The sequence below is a fragment of the Paenarthrobacter sp. C1 genome, assembly GCF_049315185.1.
Taxonomy (GTDB): domain Bacteria; phylum Actinomycetota; class Actinomycetes; order Actinomycetales; family Micrococcaceae; genus Arthrobacter; species Arthrobacter nicotinovorans.
In genome coordinates this window covers 912,892-928,850 of the sequence record NZ_CP186052.1, presented here as the reverse complement: position 1 = coordinate 928,850, position 15,959 = coordinate 912,892, and the positions used below count along the sequence as shown (strand labels likewise).

The 15,959-nt window shown below is 61.6% G+C and carries 20 protein-coding genes and 1 tRNA gene; 11 read left to right on the top strand and 10 right to left on the bottom strand.

The window, feature by feature from the left end:
• Nucleotides 1-24 precede the first annotated feature (24 nt).
• Together ACNAOU_RS04500 and ACNAOU_RS04495 are read left to right on the top strand one after the other, a co-directional pair.
• Nucleotides 25-1,098 (top strand): LacI family DNA-binding transcriptional regulator, encoded by a 1,074-nt coding sequence (locus ACNAOU_RS04500; protein ID WP_422758125.1) that lies wholly within the window; start codon nucleotides 25-27, stop codon nucleotides 1,096-1,098.
• A 109-nt stretch (nucleotides 1,099-1,207) separates the two neighbouring features.
• Nucleotides 1,208-2,101: a glucose 1-dehydrogenase gene (locus ACNAOU_RS04495; protein ID WP_413303937.1), complete on the top strand. Its 894-nt coding sequence runs from the start codon at nucleotides 1,208-1,210 to the stop codon at nucleotides 2,099-2,101.
• A gap of 286 nt (nucleotides 2,102-2,387) precedes the next feature.
• Here ACNAOU_RS04495 and ACNAOU_RS04490 read toward each other — a convergent pair whose 3' ends face one another.
• Together ACNAOU_RS04490 and ACNAOU_RS04485 are read right to left on the bottom strand one after the other, a co-directional pair.
• The gene (locus tag ACNAOU_RS04490) at nucleotides 2,388-2,846 is read right to left on the bottom strand and encodes a Clp protease N-terminal domain-containing protein (RefSeq protein WP_422758124.1); all 459 of its coding nucleotides are present in this window, start codon (nucleotides 2,844-2,846) and stop codon (nucleotides 2,388-2,390) included.
• 42 nt (nucleotides 2,847-2,888) lie between these two features.
• On the bottom strand, nucleotides 2,889-3,092 hold the full coding sequence (locus tag ACNAOU_RS04485) for a helix-turn-helix domain-containing protein (RefSeq protein WP_039239890.1): 204 nt from the start codon (nucleotides 3,090-3,092) through the stop codon (nucleotides 2,889-2,891).
• A gap of 35 nt (nucleotides 3,093-3,127) precedes the next feature.
• Between ACNAOU_RS04485 and ACNAOU_RS04480 the strand changes: the two genes are divergently transcribed.
• The 3 genes from ACNAOU_RS04480 (at nucleotide 3,128) to ACNAOU_RS04470 (ending at nucleotide 5,048) form a co-directional block, all read left to right on the top strand.
• The gene (locus ACNAOU_RS04480) at nucleotides 3,128-3,907 is read left to right on the top strand and encodes a hypothetical protein (protein WP_227453688.1); all 780 of its coding nucleotides are present in this window, start codon (nucleotides 3,128-3,130) and stop codon (nucleotides 3,905-3,907) included.
• Between the two features lie 212 nt (nucleotides 3,908-4,119).
• A complete protein-coding gene (locus ACNAOU_RS04475; RefSeq protein ID WP_189076851.1) occupies nucleotides 4,120-4,614 on the top strand; it encodes a DUF2306 domain-containing protein in 495 nt (164 codons plus the stop codon).
• Between the two features lie 131 nt (nucleotides 4,615-4,745).
• Nucleotides 4,746-5,048 (top strand): hypothetical protein, encoded by a 303-nt coding sequence (locus tag ACNAOU_RS04470; RefSeq protein ID WP_079582576.1) that lies wholly within the window; start codon nucleotides 4,746-4,748, stop codon nucleotides 5,046-5,048.
• A gap of 267 nt (nucleotides 5,049-5,315) precedes the next feature.
• Here ACNAOU_RS04470 and ACNAOU_RS04465 read toward each other — a convergent pair whose 3' ends face one another.
• Nucleotides 5,316-5,552, bottom strand: coding sequence for a hypothetical protein (locus tag ACNAOU_RS04465; RefSeq protein ID WP_018779905.1), 237 nt, complete (start codon nucleotides 5,550-5,552; stop codon nucleotides 5,316-5,318).
• Between the two features lie 174 nt (nucleotides 5,553-5,726).
• A complete protein-coding gene (locus ACNAOU_RS04460; protein ID WP_275778204.1) occupies nucleotides 5,727-6,221 on the bottom strand; it encodes a hypothetical protein in 495 nt (164 codons plus the stop codon).
• A gap of 209 nt (nucleotides 6,222-6,430) precedes the next feature.
• On the opposite strand from ACNAOU_RS04460, the gene ACNAOU_RS04455 reads away from it, so the two are divergent.
• From ACNAOU_RS04455 to ACNAOU_RS04440, 4 genes are all read left to right on the top strand, one after another.
• Nucleotides 6,431-7,153: a hypothetical protein gene (locus tag ACNAOU_RS04455; protein WP_144027694.1), complete on the top strand. Its 723-nt coding sequence runs from the start codon at nucleotides 6,431-6,433 to the stop codon at nucleotides 7,151-7,153.
• Nucleotides 7,154-7,172: 19 nt separating this feature from the next.
• On the top strand, nucleotides 7,173-7,325 hold the full coding sequence (locus ACNAOU_RS04450; RefSeq protein ID WP_018779902.1) for a hypothetical protein: 153 nt from the start codon (nucleotides 7,173-7,175) through the stop codon (nucleotides 7,323-7,325).
• A 382-nt stretch (nucleotides 7,326-7,707) separates the two neighbouring features.
• On the top strand, nucleotides 7,708-8,013 hold the full coding sequence (locus tag ACNAOU_RS04445; RefSeq protein ID WP_275778201.1) for a hypothetical protein: 306 nt from the start codon (nucleotides 7,708-7,710) through the stop codon (nucleotides 8,011-8,013).
• 44 nt (nucleotides 8,014-8,057) lie between these two features.
• Entirely contained in the window at nucleotides 8,058-8,402 is a 345-nt protein-coding gene (locus ACNAOU_RS04440) for a hypothetical protein (protein ID WP_079582573.1), read from the top strand.
• Between the two features lie 228 nt (nucleotides 8,403-8,630).
• On the opposite strand, the gene ACNAOU_RS04435 is transcribed toward ACNAOU_RS04440, so the two are convergent.
• From ACNAOU_RS04435 to ACNAOU_RS04410, 6 genes are all read right to left on the bottom strand, one after another.
• Complete coding sequence (locus tag ACNAOU_RS04435; protein ID WP_422758123.1) at nucleotides 8,631-10,061, bottom strand: hypothetical protein; 1,431 nt, start codon at nucleotides 10,059-10,061, stop codon at nucleotides 8,631-8,633.
• Between the two features lie 172 nt (nucleotides 10,062-10,233).
• Nucleotides 10,234-10,515 (bottom strand): hypothetical protein, encoded by a 282-nt coding sequence (locus tag ACNAOU_RS04430; RefSeq protein WP_055974205.1) that lies wholly within the window; start codon nucleotides 10,513-10,515, stop codon nucleotides 10,234-10,236.
• On the bottom strand, nucleotides 10,512-10,820 hold the full coding sequence (locus tag ACNAOU_RS04425) for a hypothetical protein (RefSeq protein ID WP_064723544.1): 309 nt from the start codon (nucleotides 10,818-10,820) through the stop codon (nucleotides 10,512-10,514). The genes ACNAOU_RS04430 and ACNAOU_RS04425 overlap by 4 nt, the downstream gene beginning before the upstream one ends.
• Nucleotides 10,813-11,502, bottom strand: coding sequence for a helix-turn-helix domain-containing protein (locus tag ACNAOU_RS04420; RefSeq protein ID WP_189076853.1), 690 nt, complete (start codon nucleotides 11,500-11,502; stop codon nucleotides 10,813-10,815). The genes ACNAOU_RS04425 and ACNAOU_RS04420 overlap by 8 nt, the downstream gene beginning before the upstream one ends.
• Nucleotides 11,503-12,197: 695 nt before the next feature.
• Nucleotides 12,198-12,274 (bottom strand) — tRNA-Thr (locus tag ACNAOU_RS04415).
• Nucleotides 12,275-12,421: 147 nt separating this feature from the next.
• Nucleotides 12,422-13,300: a DsbA family protein gene (locus tag ACNAOU_RS04410; RefSeq protein WP_018779880.1), complete on the bottom strand. Its 879-nt coding sequence runs from the start codon at nucleotides 13,298-13,300 to the stop codon at nucleotides 12,422-12,424.
• 176 nt (nucleotides 13,301-13,476) lie between these two features.
• On the opposite strand from ACNAOU_RS04410, the gene ACNAOU_RS04405 reads away from it, so the two are divergent.
• Both ACNAOU_RS04405 and otsB read left to right on the top strand, forming a co-directional pair.
• On the top strand, nucleotides 13,477-14,973 hold the full coding sequence (locus ACNAOU_RS04405; protein WP_422758122.1) for an alpha,alpha-trehalose-phosphate synthase (UDP-forming): 1,497 nt from the start codon (nucleotides 13,477-13,479) through the stop codon (nucleotides 14,971-14,973).
• Complete coding sequence (gene otsB, locus ACNAOU_RS04400; protein WP_039239857.1) at nucleotides 14,963-15,760, top strand: trehalose-phosphatase; 798 nt, start codon at nucleotides 14,963-14,965, stop codon at nucleotides 15,758-15,760. The genes ACNAOU_RS04405 and otsB overlap by 11 nt, the downstream gene beginning before the upstream one ends.
• Nucleotides 15,761-15,959 lie beyond the last annotated feature (199 nt).

The window sequence follows — 15,959 nt, the reverse complement described above, 5'->3', positions numbered from 1 at the left end:
GGATATACTCCTGATGGAGGACAGATGATTTCGCAGGAGAAAAATTCAGGCAGCGCGGCCGATGTTCCAATCACCACCGACCGCGCCCATCCGGTAACCCTCCGCGAAGTTGCTGAAGCAGCCGGTGTTTCAACGGCAACTGTCTCGTTGGTCATCAACAAGAAGAAGAACGCCCGCATCGCTGACGACACACGGCAGCGCGTTCTGGAAGCCATCCAGCTCCTGGGTTACCGGCCCAATGCGATGGCGAAGAATCTGGTCAGCGGAACTTCCAAGTTCATCGGACTCGTAGCGGACGGCGTGGCAACCACCCCGTTCGCGGGGCAGATCATCCACGGCGCGCAGGACGAAGCCTGGAAGCACGGTTACGCCCTGCTGATCGCCAACACCGAAGGAAACGTGGACCTGGAAAAGGACGCGATCGCCATGATGCTGGAGTACAAGGTCCGCGGCATCCTGTACTCAACCTGGTTCCACCGGGCCACGGAAGTTCCGGAAACCCTTCGTGAGTCCGACTTCGTGCTGGTCAACTGTTTTTCGCCGGATTCGCCGGCATCCCGCGCCGTAGTGCCCGATGAAGCCCAGGGCGGGAAATCGGCCACGGAAATCCTGCTGCGCGGGGGGCATCGTCGTATCGCCTTCATCAACACCACCACTCCCGCTCCGGCCAAGGACGGCCGGCTCGAGGGCTACCGGGAGGCGTTGGAAGCGGAGGGAATTGCCTTCGATCCGGAACTGGTGATGGAGGCGTACCCGGACCAGGAAGGTGGCTACGGCGCGACGGAGGAGCTGCTCAAGCTCAACGTTTCCGCCGTCTACTGCTACAACGACCGCATGGCCATGGGCCTCTACGATGGCCTGCGGGAACACGGGCTCGCCATTCCTGAGGACATGGCCGTTGTGGGCTTCGATAACCAAGAGGTTATTGCCGCGCACCTCCGCCCGCCGTTGTCCACCGTTTCCCTGCCGCACTACGAACTCGGGGCGGCCGGCGTCCGCATGTTGCTCGGCCTGGATCAGGCCGCTGACGACGGCCCCGTGAAAATCGCGTGCCCCGCCGTTGAGCGGGCTTCCGTGGCGGTGCACACAGCAGCTTGATACGGGAGGTGGTTCCCCGGTTTGGCAGGGACGCCTTCACGTGTCTAGGCTGGAAATCATAAGCTTACTTAGCTTTCGTGTTCCACGCCTAAGAAACCGGAGGACCACCATGACTGACCAGTACACCTTCCGCAACCCGGTCACCGCCTACGAGCAGATCTCCCCGCCAAAGCAGCACCAGCCCGAGCCCGGCCTCGACGCCGAACTCACGCCCAAGGCGGATCTCGGCGAGGAAAGCTACCGCGGCACCGGACGGCTTGAGGGGCGCAAGGCGATCATCACCGGCGCCGACTCAGGGATCGGCGCAGCCACCGCCATCGCCTTCGCACGTGAGGGGGCCGACGTCGTACTGTCCTACTTGCCCGAAGAAGAAGAGGACGCCGCGCGGATTGCGGCACTTGTCGAGGCAGCAGGCCGTAAGGCCGTGAAAGTCCCCGGCGACCTCAAGGACCCGGCGACCTGCCAGGAACTGGTGGGCACCGCCGTCGCGGTTTTGGGCGGCGTGGACATCCTGGTCAACAACGCCGGAAAGCAGGTTGCCCAGGAAAACCTGGCCGACATCACGGACGAGCAATTCGACCACACACAGAAAACCAATGTGTATGCGATGTTCTGGCTGACAAAAGCGGCGCTCCCGCACCTGCCGGCGGGCTCGACGATCATCAACACCACGTCCATCCAGGCATATAACCCGTCGCCCACCCTGGTGGACTACGCCACGACCAAGGCGAGCATCAACAACTTCACCAAGGGACTCGCGCAACAGCTCGCACCGAAGGGCATCCGCGTCAACGCTGTTGCACCCGGACCCATCTGGACTCCCCTGCAGGTCAGCAGCGGTCAACCCAAGGAAGAGCTCCCCGAGTTCGGCCAGTCCACTCCCCTGGGCCGCGCCGGGCAGCCGGCCGAACTGGCTCCGGCCTATGTCTTCCTGGCGTCGGCGGAATCCAGCTACGTAGTGGGCGAGACCCTCAACGTCAACGGCGGCAGCCCCACGCCATAGGCGCCACTTGGCACCATCACGACGGCGACGCCTCCACACGCTGGGGCGTCGCCGTCGTCGTCCCAGCCGCGCAGCCCTCGCGTCAGGGCCGGACAGCACTTCTGGGAGATGCGTCCGGCCCTGCGCCGCAGATCCGATGGGCAGCACCGGCCGACGAGGGGGGTCATGGGCCGTTGCTTGGATCCGCTGGATTCAGTCAAGTCGCTCCCACCCGCGGGGACACGAGTAATGTGTACTCATTTTTGGCTCCCGTTGGAGCCTCCCGCTACTTGGACTCTCTTCGGGACTATTGGGAGAGCAGCCGTCCTCGAACAGCTTCACGGTTTACCTTGAGCTCCTGGAACAGGGCGGACACGGGGTCATGCTCCTCCCGATCCAACAGGGAGAGTAAAAGGCTCGATGCGGTGATCTTCCGGGATTTTTGATCCACAGCAGATTTCACCATGCTCGCCATGACCTCCTTGGCTCCGGAGCTGAAAGGCGGCTTCCTTCCGCGGGTTGGCATGGGTGCCCGTCCAAGTCCCTTGCTTTTGAAGCCGATGGCCTCCAGCGCAGCGGCGTCAAGCCTGGCCGCCGCCTTCCGCGCATCGTCCAGGGAGACGCCCAGGACATCAGCGGGGCCGCGTTCATGGAGTGCCCCCAGGAGCAGGTGCTCCGTTCCCATTCGCTTGTCGCCCAGACTGCGTGCTTCTTCCATGGCAAACCCCACGATCCGGCGGGTGTCATGGGTAAATTGCTCAAACATTGCTCAACTCATTCCCTGTACTTGGTCATTCTCCGTTACTGGTCATTCCCTGTATTTGGCATGCACCGATTGCCGGGAAACACCCAAAGCGTCACCTATCTGCTCCCACGTCCAGCCTTGCTCGCGTGCCGCCCGAACATGGACGGCTTCCACTTGCTCGGCCAGGCGGTGAAGGGCACCCACGGCCCGCAATCCGACGGCGGGGTTGGTGGAGTGGATCTGCTCGGAGAGTTCATCAGCTTCCATGCTGTCAGGCTAGACTGACATGAGTCTTTGTGTCAATGCAGACTGACAAGGAGCTTCTTGCCGGCATCCGGACCTACACGGCTAGACTCGTCGTGAAGGACGGATTGGGGGATCCACAACGACGCGCGCAATCGGTCGTTCCGCTGGTCGGTCGAAACCAGCGAGCAAAGGACCCCATGGCCTTCTTCCAGGATTTCCCCATTCCAACCCAGCCCAAACGTGGGCGCCAAGGCCGCTTCGTTCCCCCGCCATGGTCCGGAACACCCCGCTACGAGCTCCCCGCGCTGGTCCACATCGGTCAGTTCCTGTACTTCAGCCCCACGAGGGTGATCGCCGTCAAGGGCGTTGAAGTGTTCTCCACCGGATGCAATTTCGATCTGACCTGGATCATCCGCCGGGCCGACGAGACAGACGAGGAATGGGAAGCCCTCAATGGCGTGTTCTTCCAGCACGGGTTCCGGCCGAAGCCCGAACAAAATCTGCTGGACGTGCTTCTGCTGTTCGGCGTAGAACTCCCTGACGGTTCCCGCGCTTTCACCGGAGCCCACGGAGGTGGCCGGTACATGGACCCGTCACAGCAGCCCACAGCTCCCGTCCTCTCCTTCAACGGCGGTGGAGGCAGTGGCGGTGACGACGAACTTGCCGGCTCGGGATCACTCTGGCTGTGGCCCCTTCCCGAGGAAGGCGACCTTCGGCTGGTCACGCAATGGCCCGCCCTCGGCATCGAGGAAAGCTCTCTAATTCTCGACGGCGGACAGCTGCGGGCCGCTGCCACAGGGGCCAAGGAGTTCTGGCCGGGCGAGTACACGCCATAAAAACGCTCGAAGGCTACGCAGGCAAGGATTTGCAGTGAGTAGCTGCCACTACCGTGTGCCTCCGGAGAATCCAGTTGACCAATATAGCGGCCACGATTGTGATCGCCGCCAGAGACCACGGACGTTCGAGCCGGAACAGGGCAGCGATTCCGATCATTGCGCCCATGTTGCCGCAGTCCGTCACTGCCCGTCCGACTCGCTAGGCTGGCCGTATGCCTTCGCCGTGGACTTTCCTGATCGCCCTGCACGCCATCGCTGCGGGCTACGCCCTGATCTTCGGCGCCGTAAACCTGCTCAAGCGCAACAAAGGCACCGCAGCACACAAGATCCTGGGCCGCATCTGGGCGGCGACCATGTACGTCGTCGTCCTCACCTCATTCGGGATCCGGACCATCGACGGCGGGTTCAACTGGCTTCACGCACTTTCTGTGCTGACTTTCTGCACCTTGACCCTGGGCTTGTGGTCCGTCCGCAAGGGCAACATCCGCGCTCACCAACGATTTATGACCGGCAGTTACTTCGGACTCATTGGCGCGTTCATCGGCGTCGTTGCTGTACCGGACCGACGTCTCCCCCAAATGGCCGTTCACGACCTCGTCGGCTTGACCCTCTGGGTAGCAGCGTTGGCTCTCACCGCCGGGCTGGCTGTCGCCGGCCTGACGCAGCTTCGTCAGAAGACCACGCCAGGGGCCAGCGTCCGGCAGTAGTGCCGAACAGCGTCCCGAGACTTTCAATAATATGAAGGTGCGCCCGCTGAAAGACGTGTAACACCAGACCGCCCAGCCACGGCCACACCGCACAACAGCCGATCCACCAGACCAACCAACGAGAAACGAATATGGACCTTCTTGACGCCCCCACAGTAGTGATCCCTGCCGTCCTCCTAGTGCACATCACCGGCGTGATGATCGTAGTGGCATCGGCTGCCGGCCTGGCGATTTCCCTGTTCACAGTAGTGATGGCCGTGCACCTCACCCGAACAACATGGGGACTGACGCAAAACCTGCGAGACCAGGAGCCGTTCCGCAGCAGCTGGAGTAAGGTTCTTGGCACTTTGAAGGCAGGGGTTGTCGCGGCACGCCCTCTGATCGTGGCGACACGGCAGAAGATCAGCCAGCTGAGATCGTACAAACCCCAGTAGCCGGCTGACGTCCATGCAGCGCTTCTTCTTCTCGTCGGGCCCGCTCCATCGTGTGCGTTGCGTAGGCTGGGGCGAATAAGCGACGTGACTCGGCTTAGGGAGACGACCCCTCAGGAGTCCCACAAGATCCGCATGATCGATCGGTCGGAGCAGATTGAATCCCTCGCCCTACGAGACGGCGTGTCCCTTATCGTGTCATGCCTGGAGTGGGCCTGCTGCAGTCCTTGAATAAGGCATCGTGGCGGGCAGCGACGTGCCAGCACACTCCTACATGTTGAACATCAGACGCCATTTGACCGGCACACCGTTGACGGTGCTGATGACGGTGCAGTACTGAACGATAGTGCCGCGCTGGGCGTAGTATTCAGCGGCCTGGTTGCACGTTGAAAGTGACTCATAGGTGTACACCCTCAACGTGGCCGCCTGGGCAGGAATCGCACCGCCGACGAGTGTGGAACCTGCGATGCCCAATCCGAGCAATGCTGCGGCAATTCTGCGTTTCATGGTTACTCCCCCAAATAGTCCTGTATGGATAGAGCGAAACTATCAGCGGGGGTTTCTGGCGTATATGGGCAGGGGTGCCCATGTCCGCCAGATGTAGGCGCCATGCCCTCTCCGCAAGAGTTTCTCAGGGAGCCGAAGTGGCGGCTGAGCTCAAGTAGCTCCGCCACCACACGCTTAGCCCAGCCTGGCCGCCCAGTACTGGCGCTGCTGCGAAGTTGCGGAGAGAACCCGCGGCGCTAACACCGCCTCAGGCCAGATCTGCACCAGATAGTCTTCAACAGCTGTCGAAGAGACCAAGTCGGGAGCCGCATCGCGGCCCACAGCGGACACTCGGATTCTGTAGTCTCCGGATTCGTCCTCCCCCATTTCTCCCAAGGCCGTCAGTTCCTCCATGGGTCCGCCGGCGGCCACCCGCCCTGCAGGAAGATTGGCTGAGACTTCATGAACGTCCTCCCACCCTTCCAGAACAGACTCGGGACGGGCACCTAGGACGTCTACAGTCATGGTGACCGGCCCCGAATTGATGCCGGTGTGGAACAGTGTGGTCCGGAAAGGCTGCTGGGCTCCACCTGCCCGGCTGGCTTGCAACGCCGCCACGGGGTCAGCAGGCGGGACCGGCTCCACTACCTGCTCGGCGGCTCGTAGCCCGTAAACACCTGAGATAATCATCGCTGCCTTATGAGACGTGTGCTTCCCTCCAGACGCTGGGAAGCGGCTCCGCGAGGCTCGTGGTGCCAAGCCACAACCCCACCCTCTATGACCCGGCACAGCGGACCTTTCACTGCAGTGGGGGACTTGACTTGCAATCCTCAGATCCTCTCTTAACACTGGACTGATCGGCAACGGACCGAAAATAGTCAAGATTACTGGGGGATACCTTGAAAAAATCCGCGTTCGGAACCGCAATTCTTCTTGCTGCTGGTTTGACCATGGCATCTGTTCCGGCAGCAACAGCTGCTCAGTCGCCGGCACCCAAAGTGGCCGTTTCAGACGTGAACCAGTCCCTGGAACAGGCTCGTGAGTTCCTTACCCTTTACAAGGTAACGGCGGAAACTCAGGAGAGACTGGTCGCCAAATACCAGCGTGGTGAGACCTGGGACTCATTGAATGGGGCCACGCCGGTGGATACCCAAACCGTCGAGAAGACGGGCAAGACAGAAACTGTTTCCCGGTTCGCTGACGGCTCCGTTAACGTCACGTCAATTCAAAAGCCAGCGGCCGCGCCTCAAGAGGGCGAAATAACAACCCGTGGTATCAGCGAGTGCGGGTACTACCGTGTCGGAGCGACCGAGAACTACGACAATTGCTTGGTCGACTTCTGGGCGGGCCTGGTCTACATGGGCTTCCGCGCCGACTACTCTGCTGTCGATAACAATGTCGACTACATTCGAAGCATCTACTCCCCCGATTACATCATCGGCGGAGCATCGAGCGCAGAACAGACGGAGTTCGCGGTAACTCGAGAGTATGAAACACCCGGGGCCCCCGCGACGGCTCGCTTGACCGTCCTCGCCTATCCTGCCGGTACGCCCTTCGCGTTCAACTTCTGGGTTCAGCTGAATGTTGGCTTCGGCGGAGCCTACATGACCTACTCGTCCTAATTATCCAAGGAGGATCACCATGGGTGGAATCGCCGCCTGGCACCTCATCATTGCCGCAGTAGTCATACTCGTTCTCATCGTCGTGGGAGTGCTGATCTACATAGCCAAACGCGGCATCCCGAAGGGCATCGCACGCCGTGCTGCCCGCGGTAACGCAAAACGAACCCACTGACGGTCCCTATACGCAGGAGTCAAAGGCGACGGAGAGATCCTCCGTCGCCTTTGACTCCGCAGACCGGCCGTCTGCTTCAGCTCGAATGACAGCTACGTATTCAAGCGAAATGCTGTTAGCGAATCCAATTGGTGGTGGAACCAGACAGGCATAGTTTTGAATTGGAAGCCCCGCCGGTCCCCCATCGGCGGGGCTTTCCTGCGTTGTGGCTAGAATCAAACACACAAGAGCCTGAGGGGGCAGCGCCATTAAGAAGCCAAAGTTCGCATTCCTAGTCACGACGCTCGCAGTTAGTTCGTTTCTCGCGGGTTGTTCCGGCGAGGCACCCGGTTTCAAGGCGCTCGAGCGTCAATCCACAGCGAGCGACAGCCTTCCCGACGGTGTGAATTTCGGGCCCGACACAAACCTGAGCAAAGTACTTTTGGTCGCCGAGGCCAACGGTAAGAAATTCTTCCTCGGACAGGATGAGGAAGGGCTTACCTCATGCCTCGCTGTCTATCCCGTTGAAAACCCCGCCGGCTGGCACGCCAGTTGCGCAGGAAAGGGTTCAGGACGTGGAGAGATCCTGAAGGCGTCAGGGCCTGACCAGAAAACATCCATTCTCGTCCCAGACGGCTACGACACCAAAGACCTGGAAGCTTCCGGCTTCACCAAGGTACACGCCAACATTCTGGTCTCGAATAGTTAAGGCACGTCGGCTCGGCGCGAGTTGTTTAGAAAGCTTGGCCCGCCATGCACCTGGTTCAGCACATAGACGACGCGGTCGACCGCTACTGGACCGTGGACGTGAAGATCATCGGCATCTGGGAGGACGGACCGGCCGCCTGCGTAGTGCACCGCCGCTCCATGGACCCAACCACGATCCTGGGCCACCGGTTCGAGTTCACGCCCACCTCAGCGGACGGCACCATCGAAGGCTACGCGCGGGACATAGCGATCAATCTTGCCGAACCCCTAGGCACACTTGCGGCCACCACCCGACAGGACGAGCACGGCATCGTCTGGGTCGTCATCCCCGCGGACCGGCCAACACCGGAGCCGCCTGCCGAGGTCTTGGAGAAGCTCGGCGATCGGTAGGACATTAGTTCACTTCACCACAGCAGTTTGAGGCTGACGACATCAACTGTCGGCCTTGAACGCTGCCAAGGAAGCAGGGGTCATCTTCGGCCCGCTCATGGCCCTGATCTTCATCCCGTTCTACGCAATCAGCCTCATCCTGTCCGACCCAACAGCGGACCGAGGCCGTCCGCAGAGCCATCTACTGGGCCGAGCACGCCACCGGTCAGTAGTAGTCAGGCGCAGACCTCACACGCAGCGGTCGTCGAGTTCGGCGTTCCAGATGGCGTCCTCGTTCTCCTGGATGTGCAGCCGGATGTCCCACGCCTTCGAGTGGCTTCTCCGGTCCGGCGCAGCCACCTCCTTGGGGCCTGCCTGAGCGATGGTGTTCTCCCAGTCCACGAGCTCCGATGTCAGTTTCAGGTCTGTCGTCATGCGGACCATCTTGTCCAGCGCCAGTGTGTAGTAGACGCCATCGGATGGCTGGTCGAACGGGTACAGGCCTTGGTCCTTGTAGAGCTTCCGGATGACGGCCATCTGCTTCTTGTTCGGATAGAACGCCTTGTAGACGGACATACCGTTGAACTTCTCGTACTGGACGCTGATGAACGCCGCCGTGTACTCACGCACCGCTGCCGGCGCTTCCAGCAGTGTCGGGGCGACCAGGACACTGAGTCGCGGGTTGGTGATCTCAAACGTCGGGTAGGCCAATGTCCCATGCTCATCGAGGCCTACGCTCAGGGATGCCTCCGCCGGATGAGAGCTGTACCGCTGCAGGCTTTGCTCAAATTCGGTCCGGGCGTCATCCCAAGGGGTGGGCTTGGCAAAGCGCTTGTACCCGGTCATCGGGAACGTCGCATCATAGGGCGGGTATTCGACGCCGGACGGGTGGAGCTGCTTCCATTCAACCGGCTCCTGGCAGACCCGTTGGGTCAGATCCTCGTAGCCTGCTCTGGCTTCTGCCAAGGTGTATCCGAGCCGTTCCCGGGAATCCCCAAGCAATTCGATCATCACTGCGCGGCCGGTCGGGACGTAGAAGTCATCCTCGAACGGCTCCAGTCCAAGCTGACGGCAGTACTCGACGAGCATCTCGTGGGTGAACCGGTCCGTCGTTTTCGGTTCCTCGTACTTGGACGTGTCCTCGAAATCGTAGGGCTCGCCATTCTGGTTGAATTTCCACGGCTCAAAGTTGCTGAGGCTCAGGAACCGCTTCAGCCCTTCCCTGTCGTGGACTGTGAAGGTCCGTGAACCCCAACGGCCTCGGCCTGGTTCATCGTCGAACCGTTTGATGTTCCGGGGTTCGTCCTCGACCTCGACAGTAGTGATTCCGCGGGCGTCCGGGAAATGCATGTGAAGGGCGGCATGAAGGTTGGACCCTCCGCGGGAGTTGTCCACGATGGCAGTCCATTCCGGGTTGCTCGTCTCCAGAAGAAGCCACCGATAGCTCCAGTCGAGGGGTAGGAGTTTCTCGAAAAGTTCGGGAAGCGTGCCGTTCAGTTCAGTGACACCAACCCCTGTCCCGCCTTCCGTCGGACGGCCTTGAGCCCACACCCGCCACTCGTGAGCGCTGTCGTCCAAGGGCAGGTTGATGAAACCCATCCGGGTGGTGATCGGCGCCCATTCATTGCCCAGCAATAGCTTCGCTGACAACTTTTGGGCAGGTGTTTGACGCGGTGGCACTATGAGTTCCCTTCCTGAACGGGCGATTGATCGCCCCGACAGCATGCATGCTGCCACATCAAGCCCTTCAACTTTGACATGCGTAGTTTCAGCCTGCGCTTTGCTCTTACGTCAAATAACAATGGCCGGGATTTTATGACCATTGTTTTTAGACAGCCGCTCCTCGACGTTGTCAGCCGGATTTGAGGCGGTTGGCTGGCGGCAGGCTGTGATTGGCGGCAAGTATGCGCAGCGCGTCCATCGCCGGTGTCCGGTCGACCGGGTCCAGCAGCTGCCACGATCGGTGCCCCGGATCGGCCAGCTCTTTGTGCAGGGAAAGAACCCGTGACCTATCGCTGCCCTTCATCTGGGCCGCCGTGGCCAGCGGTGTTCTGATGGTCGCGCAGAGGACGACGGCATCATCGAGGTGCCGATCCCTGTCGCGGGAGTCCTCGCGGTAGGCCGCGCCTTTCAAGACCAACGCCCCGAGGGCATTCGGGATGCTGATGAGTACCGGTTCGTCGTCGTCGCCGCACCGGTCTCGATGTGCAGCACAATGTCGACATCCGCCGTTGGCCTGGAGACGGCAAGACCGGCGGCCGCAGCGTGCAGTTGCACCATGAGCCCACCGACCAACGTCCATTGGGTGGACGGCAGGGCACGGGCCAGTTCCACGCACTGTGGCCATGGTGTTCCCCAGCCTCCAGGAGGCACAGGCACGTCCCAGGTCTCGCGGTCATCTTCCGCTTCGGCGACTGCGTCCAGTTCAGGTTCAGACATGGAGCAGTTCGTTGATGACGCGTTGTCCGGCGCTGCGTTCGCGGGTTGCCAGTGAGTCCATGAGGTCCACGGCGATCGCTGCCACCGGCGCCCGGCCGTCGGCAAAGGGTTCATCCAAATCGACTTCATGAATGATGGCGTTGCCGTCTGGATCTTCAACCAGGCCGAACGCGTCCGCGAGGGCGGATACGTCGCCGATCATGACATAGCCCTCTGCAGTCCCGCTCCCGCCGGCCATCCCGAAGGTCCCTGCAATGGACTCCTCGCGCATGGCCGAGGCGCCACTTGGGATCAGGTGGTCGCTAAGTGCGGCCAGCCCGTCCGAAGTCGCCCTATAGCGATGGGTTATGTCCTTGTTCCGGGCAAGAACACGAACGGCGTCGGCGTCCAGCTCACGCAGTCGCCTCTTCAACCGGGACTTCTCCGAAGCGCTGATCCAGGTGGGGTTCTGGCCAGAGAGCAGCGCCAATGCAGCCCAAGCAATCCTGGCCGTCCAGGCGCGGCCGCGACGGGTACCGGCCAGGGCCAGGCGCTCCACCGACTGACGATCGATGAGCAGCATACGGCCAGCCCTGCCACTGGCCGTCAACTGGCCAGAGCCGAGCAGGCCATGAACGGACGCGCGGGTGATACCGAGCCTCTCCCCCACCTCCGCGACGGTCATCGCGTTCATGTTCTGCATACACTAAACCATACCTAGGTAAGGATATGTGTCAATACTAGGAGCCACTGCAGTGTGCGTCCTGCCAATCCTGCGGGCCCGATACTGAGTGCGAAGATTGAGGCCAGATGAAAGGGCTGTGATGGGGAAGAGCAGGCCAAAGGCATGGGGCATTGTTGTGCGCCTCGATACGGGCGAGACGCTCTATTACTAGCTGCACCCCAGCCGGCCAGGAGACCGCTGACAGCTTCAAGTCTGGTCTCTCGCGTCTGTCGTCGCACGTTCAAAGTGGGGTTGGCAGCGCGGTTGTGGCTTTGCCCTTGGTCGAACCGAACTTGCTGTACGTCCGAGTGGCCCCGTCCCAGCCGCGGAACCTGCAACTGGCCCGCCACTTCCCTGTCGTCTCGTCCTTCGCACACTGCCTCTGCAACTCTGATGCTTCGACGCGTCGGAAGTACAGCCGGCACCGGTGTTGTTCCTGGTGTCCACCGGAATGGGTTGACACCTGCCGACGGTCCTATTTGTATCCCTGAGCGTCCCTACGTTGTCTCGGTCCGTCGTCGCCCTCAGGGCCTTCTTCTCTGGCTCCATGGCTCCCTCTATGCAGCTGGGGAGCCCGCTGGTGTCGTCTGCCTTCTTGAAAACGTGTAGTGCCCTGCATTTCAGACAAGAAAACCCCTCCGTTCCGGGCAGAATCGCCGGAATGGAGGGGTTCGTGGAGCCCCCTGTCGGATTCGAACCGACGACCCCCGCTTTACAAGAGCGGTGCTCTGGCCAACTGAGCTAAGGAGGCACGCTCCGGCTACCCGGAACCATGCGCGAAAGAGCGCTAGATAAGGTTAGCCCAGACCATCCCCGTCAACGAAATTTGCCTGAGCAACAACGGCCGGCCACCTCAACGAGAAGGTGACCGGCCGCCGTCGTGATGTCAGATAAAGGCTTAGCCCTTTGCCGTGATGGCGGTCTGGATCTCGGCGTTCAGGTCAGTGGAACCGTCCCACTGCTTGCCGTCGACGAAGATGGTCGGCGTGCCGGTGATGCCGATTGCGGCTGCTTCTTGCGTGGCAACCTTCACCCAAGGACGGAACTGCTTGCTGTCCACGCACGAGTCGATATTGGCGGCGCCAACCTCAGTGGCCATGGCCTTCAGGTCCTTGTCGGAGATGCCTGCGCTGCCTTCGGCCGGCTGGCGTTCGAAGAGCAGGTTGAAGAAGTCCGCGTACTTCTCCGGGGAGGTGTTCGCTACGCATGCTGCGGCGTTGGCTGCGCGGGATGAGTAGTTGGTGGTGGACTGCAGGTCCAGGAACCCGAGGGGACGGTATTCGAGGGAGATCTTGCCTTCGTTGCGGAGGTTGGTCAGGGACTCTCCGTAGGTGGTCTCGAACCGCTTGCAGACGGGGCAGATGAAGTCGATGTAGGCGATCACCTTGACGGGCTTCCCGGCCTCGGCTTCGCCGCCGGGCACGGTCACCGTGGCGGGCTTGGTGGCGGGAGCGGAGGGAACATCGGCGACGTTGACGCTGCCGGGCTCCGACTTGACGACTTCGCTGCCAGCCAGCAGCGTGACGCCGCCGTGGACGTTGCCGTTGGCCGGCGTCGGGCCCTGGTCTGCAACCGGCGCGTTGTTCTGGATGTTGCCGATGACCACTGCGGCGATTATGGCAATGATGACGACGATGGCAACCACGATGCCCCAGCCGACCAGAAGCTTGTTGCGCTTCTCCTTCTTCAACTGTTCTTCGCGGATTGCTCGCGCTTTTTCCCGTGCCTGGGCGGTGCGTTCAGCCTTTGACAGGCGGGATTCGTTTGCGGGGCTCATCAGTTCCTCGGGTTACTCGACGTCGTAGTGAATAGCTAGGGCAACGGGGACAGTTTACGGGAGCCAACTTGGAGCTCTACCGCGCACCCGTCCGCCCGGTAGTTGAACGATCAACCGCCGGGGAAGATTCCGCTAGTAGGCTGGGAGTTGAGTCACAGCAACCCCAGGGAGCATTGATGCAGGATTTGGCAAGCGAGAAACTCACAACCAAAGAAGGCGTTCGGGCTTCCCCCGTCAAGAAGCCCACGGCAACCAAGTTCGATTTTATGGTGGTCTCCAACAGGTTGCCCGTCGATCGGATCAGCGACGACGGCGATGAGAAGGACGGCTGGCGCCGCTCGCCAGGCGGCCTGGTGACGGCGCTCGCGCCGATGATGACCAAGTCCGACGGCGCGTGGGTAGGTTGGCATGGCGCTCCGGATGAGACCGTGCGCCCGTTCAGCCATGAGGGCATGGACCTGATCCCCGTACAGTTGAGCAGCGATGACGTTGAACTCTTCTACGAGGGCTTCTCCAACGCGACCATCTGGCCGCTCTATCACGACGTCATCGCACCGCCGGAGTTCCACAGGACCTGGTGGGATTCGTACCGCAAGGTCAACAGGAAGTTCGCCGACGCCGTAGCCCGGCACGCAGCACAGGACGCCACTGTGTGGGTGCAGGACTACCAACTCCAACTGGTTCCGCGCCTGTTGCGGGAATCCCGGCCGGACCTCAAGATCGGCTTCTTCAACCACATTCCCTTCCCGCCGCCGGAGATCTTTGCCCAGCTGCCGTGGCGCCGCGAAATCATCGACGGCCTCCTTGGCGCTGACCTGCTGGGCTTCCAACGCCCCAGCGACGCCGGCAACTTCATGCGCTCCGCCCGCCGCTTCCTGGGCGCCAGCGTGAAGCAGCAGCAGGTTCATGTGAAGGGCCCGGACGGGGAAGTGACCCACATCGCCAGGGCGCAGGCGTTCCCCATCTCCATTGATGTGGACCAGATCCGCGAGCTCGCCGCCAGGCCGGACATCATTGAGCGGGCCCGGCAGATCCGCACGGACCTGGGCAACCCCAAGACCATCCTCTTGGGCGTGGACCGGCTCGACTACACCAAGGGCATCCGGCACAGGCTCAAGGCTTTTGAGGAACTCCTGGCGGACGGGCATATCAAGGTAGAGGACGCTACCCTCATCCAGGTGGCCAGCCCCAGCAGGGAGCGCGTGGAGCAGTACAGGCTTCTGCGCGAGGAAATCGAGGGCACCGTAGGCCACATCAACGGCACGTACGACACCATCCAGAACACGGCCGTGCGCTACCTGCACCACAGCTACCCGGTGGAAGAGATGGTGGCCCTGTATCTGGCTGCGGACGTCATGTTGGTGACGGCCTTGCGCGACGGTATGAACCTGGTGGCCAAGGAATATGTCACGGCCCGTTCCGAGGACGACGGCGCGCTGGTCCTCAGTGAGTTCGCCGGCGCAGCCGATCAGCTCAAGCAGGCCCTGCTGATCAACCCGCACGACATCGACGGCCTCAAGTCCACCATCCTGCGCGCCATCAATCTCTCCCCGAAGGAAGCACGCCGCCGCATGAAACTGATGCGCAAGCAGATCCTGGACCACGATGTCGATCATTGGTCGGCCGAGTTCCTGGCCGCCTTGGAGGAGAAGGTGGTTCGTGATGACAGCTGAGAACCTGTCGCTGTCACCGGAACTGTTGGACGCCGTCCGTCGTATTTCCGGCACGGAGCACCTGCTGGTGGCGTTGGACTTCGACGGAACCCTCTCGCCGATCGTCGACCGGGCCGAGGACGCGCGTCCCCTTCCGCGTTCGGCTGCAGCGCTTGCGAGCCTCGCCGAACTGCCACGCACGACGACGGCACTCATCTCCGGCAGGGCCCTGGACAGTCTGCGGCGGGTCGCCTCTCCCCCGGCCAACACGCTGCTGATAGGCAGCCACGGCGCCGAGGTGTGGCTGGGCGAGGGATCCCTGGGCCTGGAATTGGATGAGGACCAGCGGAAGAAACTGGCTGCCGTCCGTGAGGTGCTTGCCGAAATCGTGAACATCGCCCCCGGGACGGTCCTCGAAGACAAGCCTGCCGGGGTGGTCCTCCATACCCGGATGGCCGAGGACGACGTGGCGGAGGACGCCGTCGAGGCCGCCACGCGGGTCCTGGGCGACTATCCGGGGGTGTACCTGAAGACGGGGAAGCGGGTGTTGGAAACCTCCGTGGTCCACGCTTCCAAGGGCGAAGCCGTGGAGTTCCTCCGCCAGGCGACAGGTGCCACGGCCATCCTGTTTGCCGGGGACGACGTCACGGATGAAGACGCCCTGGGCAGGCTCATGGGTGATGACGTCGGCATCAAGGTTGGCTTGGATTACACCCAGGCACAGTACCGGGTGGAGGCTCCCGTCCACGTGGCGGAGTTGCTGGAAGCGCTTTTGCGCGAGCGCCGACGGGTCACCGCGGAGGCCTGATATGTGAGCAGTTGCATATGTGATGTTCGTAACATTTAGGTAGTTAGTCAAAAAGTCTGACATACTCTTGGTTGTGATGTGACGCACAGTACCGTGCGGCGTTACACGATCCTCCCCGGCCTCAGGCCGGGGAGTTCAACTGAAGAAAATGAACCATTCACAACGGATCGTCCGGCACGTACCTGCCGGTGAAGGGATT